Source organism: Streptomyces sp. NPDC025833 (assembly GCF_055558055.1).
In genome coordinates this window covers 535,544-553,125 of record NZ_JBVHNF010000002.1, presented here as the reverse complement: position 1 = coordinate 553,125, position 17,582 = coordinate 535,544, and the positions used below count along the sequence as shown (strand labels likewise).

The window sequence follows — 17,582 nt, the reverse complement described above, 5'->3', positions numbered from 1 at the left end:
ACATCAGGTGTGGGGCCGAAGCCGGTCGTCGAGTGCGGCACCGACGTCTGGGCAGTTCTTCCGGATGATGTCGAGGAAGGCGCGCAGCACCGGGGAGTGAGCGCGGGCCGCGAAGGACAGGACAAGATCGGGCAGGGGCGTGCGCGGGGTCACTTCACAGAACCGCACTCCCGGACGCGGGGCCGCCCTCATGCGAGAGGGCCCCAGGCCGACGCCCACGCCGGACGCGGCGAGACCGATGATCGTGTGCACGTCCCTCGCGACGGTAGCGCCGCCGAGAGCCGATGAGTCCGCGCCCAGCAGGGCACGCAGTCCGGCGACGACGGCGGGCTCGTCCTTGCCGGCCGACACGATCAACCGCTGTCGCCGCAACTGGTCTGTACTCACCGACGATTGACCCGCGTACGGGTGCGCCGTACTCACCACGGCGATCACGTGGTCGCGTCCGATCGCAACGGACACGAGATGCTCGGCTCCGGCGCCTCGTGGTGGGCCGAGGGTGATGGCCACGTCCAGTTCCCCGGCGACGAGAGCTGTGCTGCTGTGGCTGGTCGCCATCTCGTGCAGTTCCACTCTGACGTCGGGCCGCTCCCGGCCGAACCGGCTCAGGACATCAGGTAGCGGGTCGAGCAGGGCCGAGGCGACGAAGCCGAGGCGCAGACATCCCGTCTCGCCGCGCGCGGCCCGGCCCGCGTCGACCGCGGCCGCCGCGATCTCGTCGAGCGCCCGGCGCGCCCGCACGAGGAACGCCTCGCCGGCGGCGGTTGGGAACACCCCCTGACGTGTGCGGTCGAACAGCCGGGCTCCGACCTCGCGCTCCAAGTCGGCGATCTGCTTGGACAGCGGCGGCTGCGCGATGCCCAGCGCGCCGGCCGCCCGGCCGAAATGTTCGTGTTCGGCGAGAGCAACCGCGTACCGCAGGTGTCGCGCTTCCATGACCCGCCCTCCCTTCCGTCGATCTCAGCGATGCCGTCGGCCACCGGCAATACCTCAAAGATATCGCCAGGCCGCTTACCAGATCTTTGATTGGATGGCGCTGTGGTTCCGCTCTGGAATGGAGCCATGAAGAACGCATCCCTGACCGACACCGTCTTCGTTTTCGTGCATGGCGCCTGGCACAGCTCCGGACAGTGGGCGGCGACGCAGCGCGCGCTGGCCGGACTGGGCGCTGCGAGCGTGGCCGTCGACCTGCCGGGGCACGGCTTCGACGCACCCCTTCCCACCGGATACCTGCTGCCGGGCCAGCCGGGCCTGCTGACCGAGAAGTCACAGCTCGCCACCCTGACGATGGACGACTGCGCCGAGGCGGTATTGAGCGTCCTGCGCCAGCGCCAGGTGCGTCACCATCGCACTGTCGTGCTCGTCGCGCACAGCGCGGGCGGCGGTCCCGCGTCCCTGGCCGCCGAGCGGGCGCCGGAACTGGTGGACCGGATCGTCTACCTGTCCGCGTTCGTCCCGGGCGGGCGGCCGCGGTTCTTCGACTACCTGGGCGCACCCGAGAACGCCACCGCGCTGGGCCGGAACCTGAACCTCGGCGACCCCGAGGCCCTGGGCGCCGTACGGATCAATCCGCTCTCACCGGACTCCGCCTACCTCGACGAACTGCGCGAAACCCACTATCACGACACCCCTCTGGACCGCTTCGACCGGTGGCGGTCCGCGCTGAGCCCCGATCTTCCCCTGGCGATCCCGACGGCTCCGGTCACCCTGACCGCGGCACGGTGGGGGCGTGTCCCACGGACTTTCCTGCGCTGTGCCGATGACCGGGCGCTGGCACCGGCCACGCAGGATCTGATGATCGCGGAAGCCGACCGGGCCTTTCCCGGTAACCCGTTCACCGTGCGCACCCTGCCCGGCAGCCACAGTCCGTTCGCCGCCCGGCCGAGCGAACTCGCCGCGGCCCTCGCCTCGTGAGCCGGCATCGGTCCGTGAGGTTCCCCGTCCCCGAGCGGGAGAAGACGGCTCGCGGCCGCTGACGGCGGGCGGCTCGTCCTGCCGTGCCCCCGCCGCCTGTCACAACGCCTGTCACTGACCGGCAGGAAGGGCCGCAACCGTGCCCACTCGGCATCTGTCAGATCACCCCGCCCCATGTCCACAGCAACGACCTGGACGCGCGAGCGGGCCCACAGCGCCGGGCTCCTTGCAACTCAGGCTTGCGGGGGGAGGCGTTCGGGGTGCTGCGATCCGGTGCGGTCATCCTCATCCGGCGGCCGGAAGAGAGGGGCGACGGCGTTGCCCTGATGACCGGGTTGGGGCGGTGGCCCTGCGGCCGGCCAAACGATTCAGGGGACCTTCCGGTTGACGGAAGGCCCCCTGAATTCTTGAGGACTGAGGTGTGGGAGGGATGTCAGTGCTTGAAGGCGTCCTTCGTCTTTTCCTTGGCCTCGCGGGCGTCGCCGGTGCTCTTTTCCGCCTGTCCCTCGGCGGCCATCCGGTCGTTGCCGAGGGCGCTGCCCACGGCTTCCTTGCCCTTGCCCTTGGCCTGCTCGCTCTTTGCCTTGGCCTTCTCACCGGTGCTCATGAAGGACAGCCTCCTCGAAGTCTTCGTTCGCTGTATGCGCTGACCGGCTCGTGCCCCGGCTCACTCCTCGTAAACAGAGGTGCGGGCGAGGAATGCCCTGCATGGTGAGGGGCATACGGCGGGTCAGGAGGCTGATAACCATGGTTCCCCTTTTGCTTGTACTGCTTCTCGCGCTCATCCTTTTCGGCGCCGGTTTCGCCCTCAAGATTCTCTGGTGGGTGGCTCTGGCCGTCCTGGTGGTGTGGCTGCTCGGGTTCGTGGCGCGCTCCACGAATGCCGGCGGCGGTCGCGGCCGCTGGTACCGATGGTGAATCCGACACCACACACGTCTGCCTCGTGGGGCCCGGCCGGTTGAACGGCCGGGCCCCACGAGGCATGTGCGGGCGCCGCCCAGGTAGCACACCAGGTCGATGCGTCTGAAACGGGAACCGGGGCAGATGCGTGGCAGCCGGGGGCGGGACGGACAAGCGCAGCTCGCGGCTCTCCGCAGCACGGTCACGGAGCCTGGAGATCAAGGACAGGACTTCCAAAGTGCGTTCGTCCTCTAACGGCCGGGTGTGCTCGTCTGCCGGCGCGGCCATGGCCCTGGTCATGGGTGGGCGGAAAGAGTCAAGTACGGCGTCAGCGATCTTGTGGGCCACCGCGTTCGAGAACCGCCCGCCGCCGACGGCGCGCGCGGTGACCGTTGCCGCCTGACGGGCCTCCTCGCGTACGTCCCTGTTCCAGTTGCCGATGGCTTTGACCACGCGCGCGATGCACGAGCGTGGCATAGGCGGCAGGTACTTCATTTTTGGTGACGTCGGTGACGCGCTGCTCAGGGTTCCGCCGGCGCCCGGAGTCTCCAGTCGGTCCGCTTCGGCGCGCAGGGCGGCGGTAAGGATCCGGGTAGCCGACAGGCCGATGGGGACGGCACCGGGCGGTTGTCCTGTCCGCCACCGGAACGGGGCGACCACCGCACGGCACCACCAGGGGCAAATTGTCCTATGCCATCCGCTCGGAGTGGATTGCTCCGAGCGGGCGGCAGGGTAACCATCTGCTGGGACGCGACACGGACACGGCGATGCCCAGGCACTCGGACACGATCACACGCGCGCATCCGGCACTCTCCCGTCGCGTGCCCCGGGACCCCACCGTCCGCCGAAGGAGGCCGCACTCGTGACCGAGCAGCAGCCGGCGTACCAGCCAGCGTTCGTCCTCGACCCCACCGGCTCCGACCACCACGCCGAATACCGGGCCCTTCGCGCCCGGGGTCCGGCCACCCGCGTGGACGTCCTCGGCGTGACCGCCTGGGCCGTCACCGAACCGCTCTCCTGAAACGCTTGCTGACCAGTCCGGACGTCTCCAAGGACGGCGCAGCGCACTGGCCGGCCTTCGCCGAGACCGTCGCCACCTGGCCGCTCGCCCTCTGGGTGGCGGTCAGGAACATGTTCACGGCCTACGGCCCCGACCACCGCAGGCTGCGCTGCATGGTTGCGCCCGCCTTCAGCGCCCGCCGCGTCGAGGCGATGCGTCCCTTCGTCGAGGAGACGGTGGCATCGCTCCTCGACCGGCTCGACTCCCTGCCTGCCACCGCACCGGTCGACCTGCGCAGACACCTGGCACGCTCGCTCCCAGTCGCTGTGATCGGCGACCTCATGGGCGTGCCCCACGACCAGCGCATGGGCTTCCGCGTGCTGATCGACGGCGTCTTCACCACCACCCTCACCACCAAGCAGGCCGAGGCCAACACCGCCGCCCTCTACGCAGCGCTCGACCGGCTCATCGCAGCCAAGCACCACACTCCCGGCGACGACATGACGAGCCTGCTCCTCGCCGCCCGCGACGAGGAGGGCGACGGAAGCCCGCTGTCGGGCACCGAACTACGCGACACCCTGCTCCTGGTGATCAGCGCCGGCTACGAGACCACCGTCAACGTCATCGACCAGGCGATCACCGCCCTGCTCACCGACCTCCGGCACCTGGCCCACCTCCGGGCCGGCCGAGTGAGCTGGACCGACATCGTCGAGGAGACACTGCGGCACGAGCCCGCCGCCAAGCACCTTCCGCTGCGCTACGCCCTCGCGGACATCCCGCTGCCCGACGGCCAGGTCATCGCCCACGGCGAAGCCATCCTGGCCTCCTACGGCGCCGCCAACCGGCACCCGGACTGGCACGGGCCGACCGCCGACGCCTTCGACCCGACCAGGGCCTCGAAGGACCACCTCGCCTTCGGCCACGGCGTCCACTTCTGCCTCGGTGCTCCCCTCGCCCGCATGGAGGTCACCACCGCCCTGCGCCTGCTCTTCGAGCGGTTCCCGCGGATCGAACTGGCGGTGCCCGCGGCGGAGTTGCTGCCGTACCCTTCACTCATCAGCAACGGCCACCAAAGCCTCCCGGTACGCCTGCGGCCGATGGGTCGCTGATCGGCACCCGGCAGGCGAGCCGGCGGGACGCCCGCCTGCCGGGCGCTTCCGGATCAGAACGCGGGAGTGCCTCGATACCCTCGCGTAGTTCCTGTGCGGCGCCCGATCCGCCTGCGAGCGACCGCAGGGCGGGCTGGATGGAAGGCTCCAGGTCAGCCCTGCCGGCGCCGAGGAGAAGCTCGCACAGCTCGATCGAGCCCGGCCGACTGCGGCATTGTTCATCTCGGCATTCCGGCGATCGCTGGTGCCGGCCGCCCGATATTGATCCAGGAAAACAAAATGGCCTGATGGAGGTATCCGCCGCCTGATCCGGCTCCCCGGTTTCTTCATTGACACATCCGAGGCTGTACGACGGGGGTGAATGGACCCCTGCATTGAGCAGGCGACCCAGCGGGGGCTGAGTGCGGCATCGGTCTATTGGCCCGAGGTGATCGACGAAGGCATGGGCACGTTCACATCCCTCAAGGATGCGGATCTTGCAAGACGGGTCACAGCCTGGCACAACCCACCGAAACGGAGGTCACCGCACGGTTCCTGCTGTGGAGGAGGCGTGGCTGTCTTCAAGGGTGGGCATATTGCTCAGCGACAAGGGGGTGCCGTGAGCGGGAGCACAAGCGAGCACGAGAAGACTGTTGAAATCATCGAGCTTCGGATGAAGGAGTACGAATCCTTACGGTCCGAGGTGGTCCAGAGGATCGGGGCCCGACAACAACTGGCCGGATACGCCGGTGCGGCCACCGCCATCGCAGCAACGCTCGGCGGTAGCCACGGGCTGTGGCGTATCCTCGTTGTCGGGCTCGTGCTCCTGGTCGCGTATCTGTACCTGCGGGACAGCAACGACGGTATCCAGAGGCTGGGAAAACATCTGCGCATTATCGAGAACGACGTGAACGACTTGGCTCGCAGCGTGTACGGGCGGGAGATTCTCACCTGGGAGTCCAGTAGGCAGACCGAGCGGAACGGTGAGAAGAGGCTGTGGAAAGCCCTCGGGCGCTTTGGCGGCTGGCACCGCGATGAACCGCACGCGACGGTACCTGAACCACGCGGAGAGCTCGAAGGATAGAACGGCCCTCGAACTGGACCTCGAAACAAACAGGTTGGGCGTTCGCCCTCGCTTGAGGCAGTGGCTCCGACTGCTCGGCGGCCGTGCCTATCATGCTGCTCATGAGCCAGTTGCTGAGCCTGGAAGCACCGGACCATGCGCGCCCGGTGCGTCTTCGAACAGAGCGGGGCGTCTTCGCCGCCCTGGATGTCCCACCTGCTGGTCATGCCCCTGTACGGGGGACGGCCCTGCTCGTACCTGGCTTCATGGGCAGCAAAGAGGACTTTCTCCCTATGCTGCCCGCCCTGAGCGCCGACGGCGTACGTGTACTGGCCGTGGACTGCCGAGGTCAGTACGAGACCGGTGACGCCTCGTCGACGCCCTCGTACTCCCAGGATGACCTGGCCGCCGATCTGGTAGCCGTTACCCGTTCCCTGGGCGCGGGCCCGGTGCATCTGCTGGGTCACTCGTACGGGGGGAGTCTCGTCCGCGCGGCGGTCATCGCGACTCAGGGGGACCCCTCTCTCTGGGCGTCGCTCACTCTGATGAACTTCGGTCCCGGCACGGTCTCTTCTTGGCAGCGGGAACGCCTGCAACTGCTGCTCTCCGTCGTGGAATCGATGTCCCCGACCGAGATCTGGCCGTTCGTGCGAAGCAAGGACGAGTCTGTGCCCGAGGACGTCGAACGCTTCCTGGAACGAAGGTGGATGAGCAACAGCCCGAGCCAGTTGGCGGCCGTCGCGCAACACATGTTGGACGAGACGGACACTACGGCTGACCTGGTCCGGATGGCCGTTCCCGTGTCGGTGATCTCCGGCACTCCCGACGAGACGTGGGACCCTGACGGAGTGGAGCGGATGGCCCGTCAGCTGGGCGCCACATTCGTCCGGATCGAGGGCGGCGGGCATTCTCCCAACGTGCATAAACCCGCTGAAGTGGCTTCCGCCCTCCTCGACTTCTGGCTCGCCCGGCGGGGTGCGGCAGCCGCCTGAAATCCGAGTAGTGACGTTCCGCCGCAGGCGAAGTACTGGCGGACGGCCGGAGCCACAAGCTGGTGAGCTGGCACCTGAGCTATACGCTGATGAAGCAACTTTCGGGCGGTTCGTCGCGCTCGGCGACCCGCGGGGCGCCGACTTCCCGGTGATCGACGTCACGACCACCGAGGGCGAGCCGCCGGGGGCCACGGACGTGTGACCCGCCCCGGAACGGGCCGTCCCGCGGCCATGACATCATCGGGCGCATGCGTGAACGTGTGGTGGCCGCGTGCGACGGGGCTTCGAAGGGCAACCCCGGGCCGGCCGGATGGGCGTGGGTGATCTCGGACGACGACGAGCGGACCCCCGCCCGGTGGGAGGCGGGCCCGCTCGGCCGGGCCACCAACAACGTCGCGGAACTGACGGCCCTGGAGCGGCTGCTCACGGCCGTCGACGCCGACGTGCCGCTGGAGATCCGCATGGACTCCCAGTACGCGATGAAGGCCGTCACCACCTGGCTGCCCGGCTGGAAGCGCAACGGCTGGAAGACGTCCGCGGGCAAGCCCGTCGCCAACCAGGACCTGGTGGTCCGCATCGACGAACTCCTCGGCGGCCGGTCGGTGGAGTTCCGGTACGTCCCGGCGCACCAGATCGACGGGGACCCGCTGAACGACTTCGCCGACCGCGCCGCCAGCCAGGCGGCCTCCGTCCAGGAGCAGGCAGGCAGCGCGCTCGGCTCGCCCGAGCCCCCGTCGTCGCCCGACACCCCCAAGGCGGCCGGCGCGGCGCGCGGGAAGGCGCCCCGCCGTACCGGCGGCGGCACGTCCGCCCGCACCATCAAGGCGAAGTTCGCCGGCCGCTGCCCGTGCGGCCGGTCCTACGCGGCCGGCGAGAAGATCGCCAAGAACGCGCAGGGCTGGGGCCACCCGGAGTGCCGCACCGCCGTGGTCTGATCGGACGTCGAACGCGCGGTACGCGGTGTGGTCCGGCAGGTCCGCGTGCCGCCCGCCGGCAGACAGCCGGCGCCCCGCGGGTCCTCCCGAGGAGTGGTCCTGTGGTGACGGCGCATGCCCGCCCGGAGGCGCCGGAGGGAGAAAGTCCCCCCATTCCCCACTGGGCCGCCCCGGTTGACGCCGGTCCTGCCCGGCCCGGTTGTCGTCCCGGTGACGCGGCTCTCCGCCGCGGACCGGCGCGATCGGGCAGCCCGTCTCCCTGCTACCCTCCGGTGCCGACCGACCACGTATCGTGACTGGCAGGGGTGCGCACGTGAAGATCGTCTGTGTCGGGGGCGGGCCCGCCGGGCTCACCCTCGCCGTCCTGCTCAAGCGGCAGGACCCCGCCCACGACGTCACCGTCCACGAACGCGGCCCCGAAGGCTCGACCTACGGCTGGGGCGTCACGTACTGGCGCGGCCTGCTCGACCGGCTCGGGGCGTACGACACCGAGACGGCGCGCGCGATCGAGGCCCACTCCGTCCGCTGGCGCGACGGCGTCGCCCACGTCCGGGACCTGGCCACCCGGCACCACGGCGACGAGGGCTTCGGGATCGGCCGGCACCGGCTGCTCGGCCTCCTCGCCGACCGGGCCCGCGCCCTGGGCGCGCGGGTGGAGTACGACAGCGAGATCACCGAGCCGCCCGCCGGCGCGGACCTGGTCGTCGCGGCCGACGGCGTGCACAGCGCGCTGCGCGCCCACCGGGCCGGCCACTTCGGCACCCGCGCCACCTCCGGGCGCAACCACTACCTCTGGCTCGGCACCACCAGGGTCTTCGACGCCTTCACCTTCGCCTTCACCGAGACGGCGCACGGCTGGATCTGGGCCTTCGGCTACGGCTACGACGAGACACACAGCACCTGTGTCGTCGAATGCTCCCCGGAGACCTTCACCGGGCTCGGCCTGGACCGGGCCGGCACCGACGCGGGCATCGCCCTGCTGGAGGAACTCTTCGCCGGAATCCTCGACGGCCACCCCCTCGCCGTCCGCCCCGGCGCCTCCTGGCAGCACTTCCGCACCCTCACCAACCGCACCTGGCACCACGGCGACCTGGTCCTGCTGGGCGACGCCGCCCACACCACCCACTACTCCGTCGGCGCCGGCACCACCCTCGCCCTGGAGGACGCCATGTGCCTCGCCGACGCCCTGCGCGAGCACGCCCGCCCGGCCGCGGCCCTCGCCGCCTACGAGCACCGCCGCCGGGCCGAGCTGCTGCCCGTCCAGAGCGCCGCCCGGCACAGCGCCCAGTGGTACGAGAACCTGCCCCGCTACATCGGCCTGCCCCCGCACCGGATGTTCGCCCTGCTCGGCCAGCGCCACTCGCCGCTGCTGCCGTACGTCCCGCCGCAGCTCTACTACGGCCTCGACAAGGCGGCCGGCCGGCTGGAGCCGCTGCGCCGGCTCAAGCGCCGGCTCGGACCCCGGCTCGCCGGCGCCCTGCACGCGCGCCGGCGCTGACACCCGCTCCTCGCCGCGCGCGGGCGGCCTCCGCGCCCACTTCCCGCGCTCCCGGCACGGATTGGTGAAGAGTCATTCACTCGATAGGGTGAATTGACATTCACCAGACTTCCGTGCCACCCGCAGGAGCGCCGATGGACCAGCCAGCCCCGCCTCCCGGCACCGGAACCCCGCCGCCCCGACTGCGCGACCGGCTCACCATCCCGGTGCTGGCGTCGGGCGGCATCCTCATGGCGGTCATGCAGACCGTCGTCGTCCCGCTCCTGCCCGACCTGCCCCGGCTCACCGGCGCGTCCCCCGCCGCAGTCTCCTGGACGGTGACCGCCACCCTGCTCTCCGGCGCCGTCCTCACCCCCGTGCTCGGCCGGGCCGGCGACATGTACGGCAAGCGCCGGGTGCTCACCGCCGCGCTCGCCCTGATGACCGCCGGCTCCGTCATGTGCGCGCTCTCCTCCGACATCGCCGTGCTCATCGCCGCCCGCGCGCTCCAGGGCGCCGCCGCCTCCGTCGTACCGCTCGCCATCAGCATCCTGCGCGACGAACTCCCGCCGGAGCGCCGGGGCTCGGCGGTGGCGCTGATGAGCTCGACCGTCGGCATCGGGGCCGCCCTCGGCCTGCCGCTCGCCGCGTTGGTCGTGCAGTACGCCGCCTGGCACACCCTGTTCTGGCTGACCGGTGTCCTGGGCGCGGCGGGCGTCGCGGCCACCTGGTGGGCGGTGCGGGAGTCGCCGGTGCGGGAGCCCGGACGGTTCGACGTCCTCGGCGCGCTCGGCCTCGCCGCCGGACTGGTCTGCCTGCTGCTCGGCGTCTCCCAGGGCGGCACCTGGGGCTGGGGGAGCGCACGGGTCCTCGGGCTGTTCCTCGGCGCCGTCGTCGTCCTCGCCCTATGGTCGTGGCGGCAACTGCGCACCGCCGGGCCGCTGGTGGACCTGCGGCTGGTCACCCGGCCCCGCGTGGGCCTGTCCCATGTCGCGGCCCTGCTGACCGGGTTCGCCTTCTACGCCAACTCCCTGGTCACCGCCCAGCTCGTGCAGGCGCCCGAGGCCACCGGATACGGCCTCGGCCTGTCCATCGTCGCCACCGGCCTCTGCCTGCTGCCGGGCGGCGTCACCATGCTGCTGTTCTCCCCGCTGTCGGCCCGGATATCGGCCGCGCGCGGCCCGCGGATCACGCTCGCGCTGGGCGCCGCCGTCATCGCCTGCGGCTACGCGCTGCGCGTCGCCGACAGCCGGCACCTGTGGATGATCATCGTGGGCGCCACCGTCGTCGCGACCGGCACCACGCTCGCCTACTCCGCGCTGCCGACCCTGATCCTGCGCGCCGTACCGGCCGCCCAGACCGCCTCCGCGAACGGCGTCAACGTCCTCATGCGGACCATCGGCCAGGCAGTCTCCAGCGCGGCCGTGGCCGCCGTCCTCGTGCACCACAGCAGCCCCCTCGGCGGCGTCGCGGTGCCCACCCTGCACGGCTACCTGCTCGCCTTCGCCATGGCCGGCGCGGTCGCCCTCGCGGCCTGCGCGGCGGCCCTGACCATCCCGGGCGAGGACGGCGGCGCCGGTGCCGCCGTTCCGGACCCGGGCGCCGGGGCGGGCGCCCGCGACGAGGCGCTGGAGGGGGCGTGACGGCCGCGGGCGGCGGCCGGTGCGTGCGGACCGCGGCGGGGGAGGGAGGATGAGGAGCATGACCACGCCACCCGGTCAGGCCCCCGCCCCCGCGCGCCGGGACGCCGAGGCCACCAAGGCCGCCATCCTGAAGGCCGCCCGCTCCCTGCTGGCCCGGCACGCGCACGCCGACATCACCCTCAAGGCCGTCGCGGACCGGGCCGGGGTCAGCCCGCCGCTGATCCTGAAGTACTTCGGCAACAAGGACGCGCTCTTCGCCCGCGTGATGTCCTTCGACAGCGACGCCGAGGTCCTGCTCGACGCCCCGCTGGACGACCTCGGCCGGCACATGGTCCGGCACGTGCTGTCCAGCCAGCGCGAGCGCGGCGCGGACCCGCTGCTGCGCATCGCCTTCGCCCCGCTGCACGGCGAGCACGGCGAGGTGCTGCGCGCCAACTTCCGCGCCCAGGTGACCGAACGCCTCGCCGCCCGGCTCGCCGGTCCCGACGCCGGCCTGCGCGCCGAACTCGCGGTCGCCGCCCTGGTCGGCCTCGGCGTCATGTACGGCATCGCCCGCGGTCCGCACCTGCGCGGCACCGACGCCGACGCCGTCGCCGACCGCTACGGGGCCGCCGTGCAGGCACAGCTCACGCCGGCCGGCCGCGACGCCCCCTGACGCCCCGCCCGGGCGGCCGGCACGCCGGCGCGTCCGGGTGGGGCACGGCACCGGGTGACACACTGACCGCATGGACGAACGCGTGATGAGCAGGTCGGGGCAGTGGGCATCGGTCGTCGGTCTCGGCACCTGGCAGCTCGGCGCCGACTGGGGCGACGTGGACGGCAAGGAGGCCCTCTCCGTCCTGGAGTCGGCGGCCGAGGCCGGGGTCACCTTCTTCGACACGGCCGACGTCTACGGTGACGGACGCAGCGAGCAGACCATCGCCTCCTTCCTGCGCGGCCGCCCCGACCTGCACGTACTCGTGGCAACCAAGATGGGGCGCCGGGCCGAACAGGTCCCGGAGAACTACGTGCTGGACAACTTCCGCGAGTGGAACGACCGTTCGCGCCGCAACCTCGGCGTCGACCGCGTCGACCTGGTGCAGCTCCACTGCCCGCCCACCCCGGTCTACTCCTCGGACGCGGTGTTCGACGCGCTGGACACCCTGGTGGAGGAGGAGCGGGTCGCCGCCTACGGCGTGAGCGTGGAGACCTGCGCCCAGGCGCTCGCGGCGATCGCCCGGCCCCACGTGGCCAGCGTGCAGATCATCCTCAACCCGTTCCGCATGAAGCCCCTGTACGAGGTGGTGCCCGCGGCCCGGGCGGCCGGCGTCGGCGTCATCGCGCGGGTGCCGCTCGCCTCCGGGCTGCTGTCCGGCAGGTACACCAAGGACACGGTGTTCGCGGCCGACGACCACCGCACCTTCAACCGGCACGGCGAGGCGTTCGACCAGGGCGAGACCTTCTCCGGAGTCGACTACGGCACGGGCGTCGAGGCCGCCGCCGAGTTCGCCGCGCTCGCCCCCGAGGGGTACACCCCGGCGCAGCTCGCGCTGCGCTGGATCATCGAGCAGGACGGCGTCACCACGGTGATCCCCGGCGCCCGCAACCCCGGGCAGGCCCGTGCCAACGCCGCCGCGGCCAAACTGCCGCCGCTGCCCGAGGAGACCCGCACGGCGATCCGCGAGCTGTACGACCGCCGGATCAGGGAGCAGGTCGAGCACCGCTGGTGAGCGCGCGTATGTCGATCGTTTGAACGAACGGCCGGGCGGTTACACGCACCGCATGACGGAGGCAGAACGCCGCAGAGGGCGCGACGAGACCGAGGAAGAACGGGCCGACCGCATGTGGGGCGAACTCATCCAAGAGGTCCGGGTGGCCCAGACCGGGGTGCAGATCCTGTTCGGTTTCCTGCTCACCGTCGTCTTCCAGCCGAAGTACGCCCAACTCGCCCCGGTGGACCAGGTCATCTACATCGTGACCGTCGTCCTCGGGGCCTGCGCGACGGGCGCCCTGATCGGGCCGGTCTCCCTGCACCGGCTGGTCTCCGGCCGCCGGGTCAAGCCGCAGGCGGTGCGGCTGGCCTCCCGGATGACGTTCGTGGGCCTGGTCCTGCTGCTGGCCACGATGACGTCGTCGCTGCTGCTCATCCTGCGGGTGGCCACGCACGACGGGTACGTGCCGTACCTGGTCGCGGCCGTCGTCGCCTGGTACCTCGGGTGCTGGTACGGCCTGCCGCTGTGGGCCCGCCGCAGGCACACGACCCGGTCGTCGGACTAGGGACCCGGTCGAGGCCCGGACCGAGGGGGACCGCGCTCACGCGGTCTCGTCCCGGCGGGTGGAGAAGGCGCCCGCGGCAGCCGCCAGGACCGCCGCCTCCGCGGCCCGTTCCGGGAGGTGCGGGTCCGGATCGGCGCGCAGGAGCACCAGTTGGTGGTAGAGCGGCGCCGTGGCGGCGATCAGCAGGCCCCGCGCGTCCGCGTGCCCGGCGGGGAGTTCGCCCCGCCCGACGGCCCGTTCGACGAGTACCGCGCACTGCTCGTACCGGTCCGCCCACAGCCGCGTCTGCGCCCGCGCGGCCTGTTCGGAGTGGAACGAGGCGGCCATCAGGGCGACGGCGAGCGACGGCCGTACGAGGAGGGACTCCTGTATCTCCCGGTTGAGGGCCGTGAGATCGCCGCGCAGGGAGCCGGTGTCCGGCGGCCGCCAGTCGATCTCGCCGGCCGCTTCGATGACGTCGACGAGCAGACCGCCGACATCGCGCCAGCGCCGGTAGACCGTGGCGCGGTGCACTCCGGCCCGGGTCGCGACGCCCTCCATCGTGAGTCCTTCGTGGCCGCCCTCGGCGAGTTCGGCACGCACCGCGTCGAGGACCTGGGCGCGGACGCGGGCGGTGCGGCCGCCCGGACGGCGGTCCGGCGTGGTGTCCGGTGGATCTGTCATCGGCAGTCGGTATCCGGTTGATCGAGGCGACGGGGCCGTGCCAGCATCTTAACGCGACAGTCGTCGCTCCAGGACGACCCGAGAGGAACCGCCTCCGCGATGCCGCCCGTCCCCGCCGACCCCACCGTGCTCCACCCGATGCCCGGGCAGCCGCGCGTCGTCCTCCTCAAGCCGCTGGTGAAGTCGCCGCTGATCGAGGTCGGTGACTTCTCCTACTACGACGACCCGGACGACCCGACCGCGTTCGAGACGCGCAACGTCCTCCACCACTACGGCCCGGAGCGGCTCGTCATCGGCAAGTACTGCGCGCTGGGGGCGGGCACCCGGTTCATCATGAACGGCGCCAACCACCGCATGGACGGGCCCTCCACCTTCCCGTTCCCCATCATGGGGGGCTCCTGGGCGGAGCACTTCGACCTGATCACCGACCTGCCCGGCCGGGGCGACACGGTCGTCGGCAACGACGTGTGGTTCGGGCGCGGCGCCACGGTCATGCCCGGTGTGCGCATCGGCCACGGCGCGATCATCGCCGCCGGCGCCGTGGTCACCGGCGACGTCCCCGACTACGGCATCGTCGGCGGCAACCCCGCCCGGCTCGTCCGCACCCGGTACGACGCCGCGGACACCGCCCGGCTCCTCGCCGTGGCGTGGTGGGACTGGCCGGTGCGGCACATCACCGAGCACATACGGACGATCATGTCGGGGACCGTCGCCGGGCTGGAGGAAGCCGCCGCGCGGCTCGGCCGGGCCTGACACCGCGCCCTCGCCGGCCCCGGCGGGCCGGCCGCGCCCGCGCGGCTCGCAGCGGGCGCCGCGCGGGGCGGGGCCCGCTCAGCCCGCCGCGAGGATCTCCGCCAGCAGCTCGTCCACCGGAAGGCGCTCCTGGCCCGGTGCGACGGCATGGTGGGTGTCGCGCAGGAACGCCGCGACGGCGGGCGCCCAGGCGAGCACCACCGCGCGGTGCCGGCTGCCGTCCTGCCGGGTGTCGCCGAGGAACTCCATCCGCAGTTCGTGCCCGGGGCCGCCGCCGGCCGGACGCAGCCGCACGTCGCCCACGCCGACCGGCCGGGTCAGCCCGGTGGAGAGCATCTCCCGGTCCAGCCGCCAGCTGGCCAGCACATGGCCGTCATGGGCGAACACGGCGGTGACGGCGAACGGGTCGCCGGCGTCGTAGCCGAGATGGACCAGCACCGGGCACCGTCCGGTGCCGGGTGCGAGAAGCTGCACCACCAGGGTCTTGTGCACGAACGCGTTCACGCGGGGGCCTCCGGGGGATGATCGGCGTAGGGACACCTTGTACCCCGGCAAAGCCCGGGATGCTCATCCGAGCCACGGATTCGCGCCGACTCCGTGCGGCGCGGCCGGCGCGCCCCGTGCCCCGGCGCGGCACCGGTGTCAGCCGAACGCCTCCCGCAGCGCCGGCAGCAGGGTCTTCGCCGACCAGTCCAGGTACTCCCGCTGCGCGTCGCCGCCGATCTGGACGAGGGCGACCTCCCCGAACCCGGCCTCCGCGTAGGGGCGTACGGCCTCCACGAAGGCGTCGAGGTCGTCTCCGCAGGGGATCGCGGAGGCCACGTCGTCCTCGGTCACGAACTGGGTCGCGGCCTCGAAGGAGTCCGGGTGGGGCAGCTCGGCGTTCACCTTCCAGCCGAGGCCGAACCAGCGGAACTGGGAGTGGGCGCGCTTGATCGCCGTGTCCCGGTCGGTGTCGTAGCACACCGGTAGCTGGCCGACGCGCGGCTTGCCCGCGCCGCCGTGCCGGTCGAAGGACTCCAGCAGGCCCGCCTTCGGCTCCGTCGCGATCACCAGGTCGGCCAGGCGTCCGGCGAGTGCGCAGGACTGCTCGCCGGAGACGGCGACGCCGATCGGCGGTGCCTCCTCCGGCAGGTCCCACAGCCGGGCCGACTCCACGTCGTAGTGCCGGCCGTGGTGGGTGACGTGGCCGCCCGCGAAGAGGGCGCGGATGATCTCCACGGACTCCTCCAGCATCTCGTGCCGGACGTCCACGGGGGGCCAGCCGCCGCCCACGACGTGCTCGTTCAGGTTCTCGCCGGCGCCGAGGCCGAGCCGGAACCTGCCCTGCGACAGCAACTGCACGGTCGCCGCCTTCTGCGCCACGATCGCCGGGTGGTAGCGCAGGATCGGGCAGGTGACGTAGGTCATCAGGGGAATCCGCGAGGTGGCCTGGGCGGCGGCGCCCAGCACGCTCCACGCGTAGGAGGCGTGCCCCTGCGAGCGCAGCCACGGGAAGTAGTGGTCCGAGATCACCGAGAAGTCGAAGCCCGCCTCCTCGGCTCCCACCACGTGATCCACCAGGTCCCGGGGCCCGGCCTGCTCGGTCATCATCGTGTATCCGATTTGCACCATAACGAGCGAGTCCCCGGCTGGGCGAAGGAAAAACGGCCGACAGAAGCCGACAGCAGGAGCCGCCCCCGCCGCGTCCGGGACGTCCGCGGGGGACACGGCCGGGGCGCCGCCGGGACGGCCGCGCCCCGGGCCCACGGGGCCGCCACCGAACCCCGCGGCCACCGTCCCACGATCGGCGCCCCGCCGTGGCCGCCCCGCCACGGTGGTCCGTCGCGGGGGACAGGGCCCCCGGCGGCGCGGGAGGCCGCCGGGGTCGCTCGGAGCAGGCGCAGGGCAGGCGGAGACCAGGGCTCAGAGCAGGCTCAGAGCAGGCCGAAGCGGTCGGCCCAGCCGAGGATTTCCCGGGGCGTCGTGTTGCCCCCGCAGACCACGAGCCCGATCCGCGCGCCGTCGCCGGTGCGTGCCGCCACCTGCCGGGCCGCCGGGAGCAGACAGCCCGCCGCCGGTTCGGCCCACACCTTGGCGTGCTCGGCGAGGTCCAGGCAGCCCCGCACCGCCTCCCGGTCCGGCACCACCAGGACCTCTTCGACCAGCGCGGACACGTGGTCGTAGGTCAGTTGCGACACCGAGGGCGCGCTCAACGTGGTGACCAGGGAGGACAGCGGCACCGGCGCCGGGCCGCCGGACTTCAGCGCGCCGGACATCGCCTCCGCGCCCTCGGTCTCCACGCCCCACACCCGCACCCCCGGGCGCAGGGCGCGCAGGGCCGCCGCGACCCCGGCGATCAGGCCGCCGCCGCCGATGCTGACGACGACGTCCGTCAGCTCCCCGGCGTCCTCGGCCAACTCCAGCCCCACGGTGCCCTGTCCGGCGATCACCACCGGGTCGTCGAACGGGTGGACCAGGGTCAGGCCCTCGTCCCGCAGCCGCGTCACCAGCTGGAAGGCGCTGTCCATGCCGTCGGTCAGCCGCACCGACGCCCCGGCGTCCTCCGCGAGCGCGATGGACCGCGCGGGCGCGGTGCGCGGCATGACGACGGTGGCCTTCACGTCCAGGGCCGCCGCCATCACCGCGAGCGCGATCCCGTGGTTGCCGCCGCTGACCGCGACCACGCCCGCCGCCCGTTCCGCCTCGCTCAGCGACAGCAGCCTGGCCGTGGCCCCGCGGGCCTTGAACGAGCCGGTCCGCTGGAGCAGTTCGAGCTTGGCGGTGACCGGGACACCGAGCAGCGAGCCGAGTCCGGGACTCGGCACCGTCGGGGTCCGTACGACGTGTCCGGCGATCCGCTGCGCGGCTGCTTCGATGTCCGAGATGTCGATCAAGGTGCTCACCCTTCCGGCGCGG

General features: G+C 72.1%; 17 protein-coding genes and 1 pseudogene. 12 read left to right on the top strand and 6 right to left on the bottom strand.

Going from position 1 to position 17,582, the window contains the following annotated elements:
• Window positions 1-3 precede the first annotated feature (3 nt).
• Window positions 4-936, bottom strand: a complete 933-nt coding sequence (locus ACZ4K2_RS05025; RefSeq protein ID WP_467479936.1) for a LysR family transcriptional regulator — start codon at window positions 934-936, stop codon at window positions 4-6.
• A 126-nt stretch (window positions 937-1,062) separates the two neighbouring features.
• Between ACZ4K2_RS05025 and ACZ4K2_RS05020 the strand changes: the two genes are divergently transcribed.
• Window positions 1,063-1,914 (top strand): alpha/beta hydrolase, encoded by an 852-nt coding sequence (locus ACZ4K2_RS05020; protein WP_467479934.1) that lies wholly within the window; start codon window positions 1,063-1,065, stop codon window positions 1,912-1,914.
• A gap of 433 nt (window positions 1,915-2,347) precedes the next feature.
• Here ACZ4K2_RS05020 and ACZ4K2_RS05015 read toward each other — a convergent pair whose 3' ends face one another.
• Complete coding sequence (locus ACZ4K2_RS05015) at window positions 2,348-2,521, bottom strand: CsbD family protein (RefSeq protein WP_467479932.1); 174 nt, start codon at window positions 2,519-2,521, stop codon at window positions 2,348-2,350.
• 140 nt (window positions 2,522-2,661) lie between these two features.
• Here ACZ4K2_RS05015 and ACZ4K2_RS05010 point away from each other — a divergent pair, with 140 nt between their 5' ends.
• The 10 genes and pseudogenes from ACZ4K2_RS05010 to ACZ4K2_RS04965 all read left to right on the top strand — a co-directional run bounded on the left by ACZ4K2_RS05010 (window position 2,662) and on the right by ACZ4K2_RS04965 (window position 13,268).
• Window positions 2,662-2,832, top strand: coding sequence for a hydrophobic protein (locus ACZ4K2_RS05010; RefSeq protein WP_467479930.1), 171 nt, complete (start codon window positions 2,662-2,664; stop codon window positions 2,830-2,832).
• A gap of 844 nt (window positions 2,833-3,676) precedes the next feature.
• A pseudogene (locus ACZ4K2_RS05005) lies at window positions 3,677-4,923 on the top strand (cytochrome P450 family protein).
• Window positions 4,924-5,473: 550 nt separating this feature from the next.
• On the top strand, window positions 5,474-5,986 hold the full coding sequence (locus ACZ4K2_RS05000; protein ID WP_467479928.1) for a hypothetical protein: 513 nt from the start codon (window positions 5,474-5,476) through the stop codon (window positions 5,984-5,986).
• A 101-nt stretch (window positions 5,987-6,087) separates the two neighbouring features.
• Window positions 6,088-6,957 (top strand): alpha/beta fold hydrolase, encoded by an 870-nt coding sequence (locus ACZ4K2_RS04995; RefSeq protein ID WP_467479927.1) that lies wholly within the window; start codon window positions 6,088-6,090, stop codon window positions 6,955-6,957.
• Between the two features lie 236 nt (window positions 6,958-7,193).
• A complete protein-coding gene (locus ACZ4K2_RS04990; RefSeq protein ID WP_467479958.1) occupies window positions 7,194-7,892 on the top strand; it encodes a ribonuclease H family protein in 699 nt (232 codons plus the stop codon).
• A 313-nt stretch (window positions 7,893-8,205) separates the two neighbouring features.
• Window positions 8,206-9,390 (top strand): FAD-dependent monooxygenase, encoded by a 1,185-nt coding sequence (locus ACZ4K2_RS04985; RefSeq protein ID WP_467479925.1) that lies wholly within the window; start codon window positions 8,206-8,208, stop codon window positions 9,388-9,390.
• A gap of 134 nt (window positions 9,391-9,524) precedes the next feature.
• Window positions 9,525-11,012, top strand: coding sequence for an MFS transporter (locus tag ACZ4K2_RS04980; protein ID WP_467479923.1), 1,488 nt, complete (start codon window positions 9,525-9,527; stop codon window positions 11,010-11,012).
• Between the two features lie 49 nt (window positions 11,013-11,061).
• Window positions 11,062-11,667 (top strand): TetR/AcrR family transcriptional regulator, encoded by a 606-nt coding sequence (locus ACZ4K2_RS04975; RefSeq protein ID WP_467479919.1) that lies wholly within the window; start codon window positions 11,062-11,064, stop codon window positions 11,665-11,667.
• A 70-nt stretch (window positions 11,668-11,737) separates the two neighbouring features.
• A complete protein-coding gene (locus ACZ4K2_RS04970; RefSeq protein WP_467479917.1) occupies window positions 11,738-12,721 on the top strand; it encodes an aldo/keto reductase in 984 nt (327 codons plus the stop codon).
• A gap of 52 nt (window positions 12,722-12,773) precedes the next feature.
• Window positions 12,774-13,268 (top strand): DUF6328 family protein, encoded by a 495-nt coding sequence (locus ACZ4K2_RS04965; protein ID WP_467479915.1) that lies wholly within the window; start codon window positions 12,774-12,776, stop codon window positions 13,266-13,268.
• A gap of 36 nt (window positions 13,269-13,304) precedes the next feature.
• Here the strand turns inward: ACZ4K2_RS04965 and ACZ4K2_RS04960 are convergent, their stop codons facing one another.
• Window positions 13,305-13,931, bottom strand: a complete 627-nt coding sequence (locus tag ACZ4K2_RS04960; protein WP_467479913.1) for a TetR/AcrR family transcriptional regulator — start codon at window positions 13,929-13,931, stop codon at window positions 13,305-13,307.
• 99 nt (window positions 13,932-14,030) lie between these two features.
• On the opposite strand from ACZ4K2_RS04960, the gene ACZ4K2_RS04955 reads away from it, so the two are divergent.
• The gene (locus tag ACZ4K2_RS04955; protein WP_467479911.1) at window positions 14,031-14,684 is read left to right on the top strand and encodes a CatB-related O-acetyltransferase; all 654 of its coding nucleotides are present in this window, start codon (window positions 14,031-14,033) and stop codon (window positions 14,682-14,684) included.
• 78 nt (window positions 14,685-14,762) lie between these two features.
• On the opposite strand, the gene ACZ4K2_RS04950 is transcribed toward ACZ4K2_RS04955, so the two are convergent.
• The 3 genes from ACZ4K2_RS04950 to ACZ4K2_RS04940 form a co-directional block, all read right to left on the bottom strand.
• Complete coding sequence (locus ACZ4K2_RS04950) at window positions 14,763-15,188, bottom strand: SsgA family sporulation/cell division regulator (protein ID WP_467479909.1); 426 nt, start codon at window positions 15,186-15,188, stop codon at window positions 14,763-14,765.
• Window positions 15,189-15,326: 138 nt separating this feature from the next.
• A complete protein-coding gene (locus tag ACZ4K2_RS04945) occupies window positions 15,327-16,298 on the bottom strand; it encodes an LLM class F420-dependent oxidoreductase (protein WP_467479908.1) in 972 nt (323 codons plus the stop codon).
• A gap of 302 nt (window positions 16,299-16,600) precedes the next feature.
• Window positions 16,601-17,560 (bottom strand): threonine/serine dehydratase, encoded by a 960-nt coding sequence (locus tag ACZ4K2_RS04940; RefSeq protein ID WP_467479906.1) that lies wholly within the window; start codon window positions 17,558-17,560, stop codon window positions 16,601-16,603.
• Window positions 17,561-17,582 lie beyond the last annotated feature (22 nt).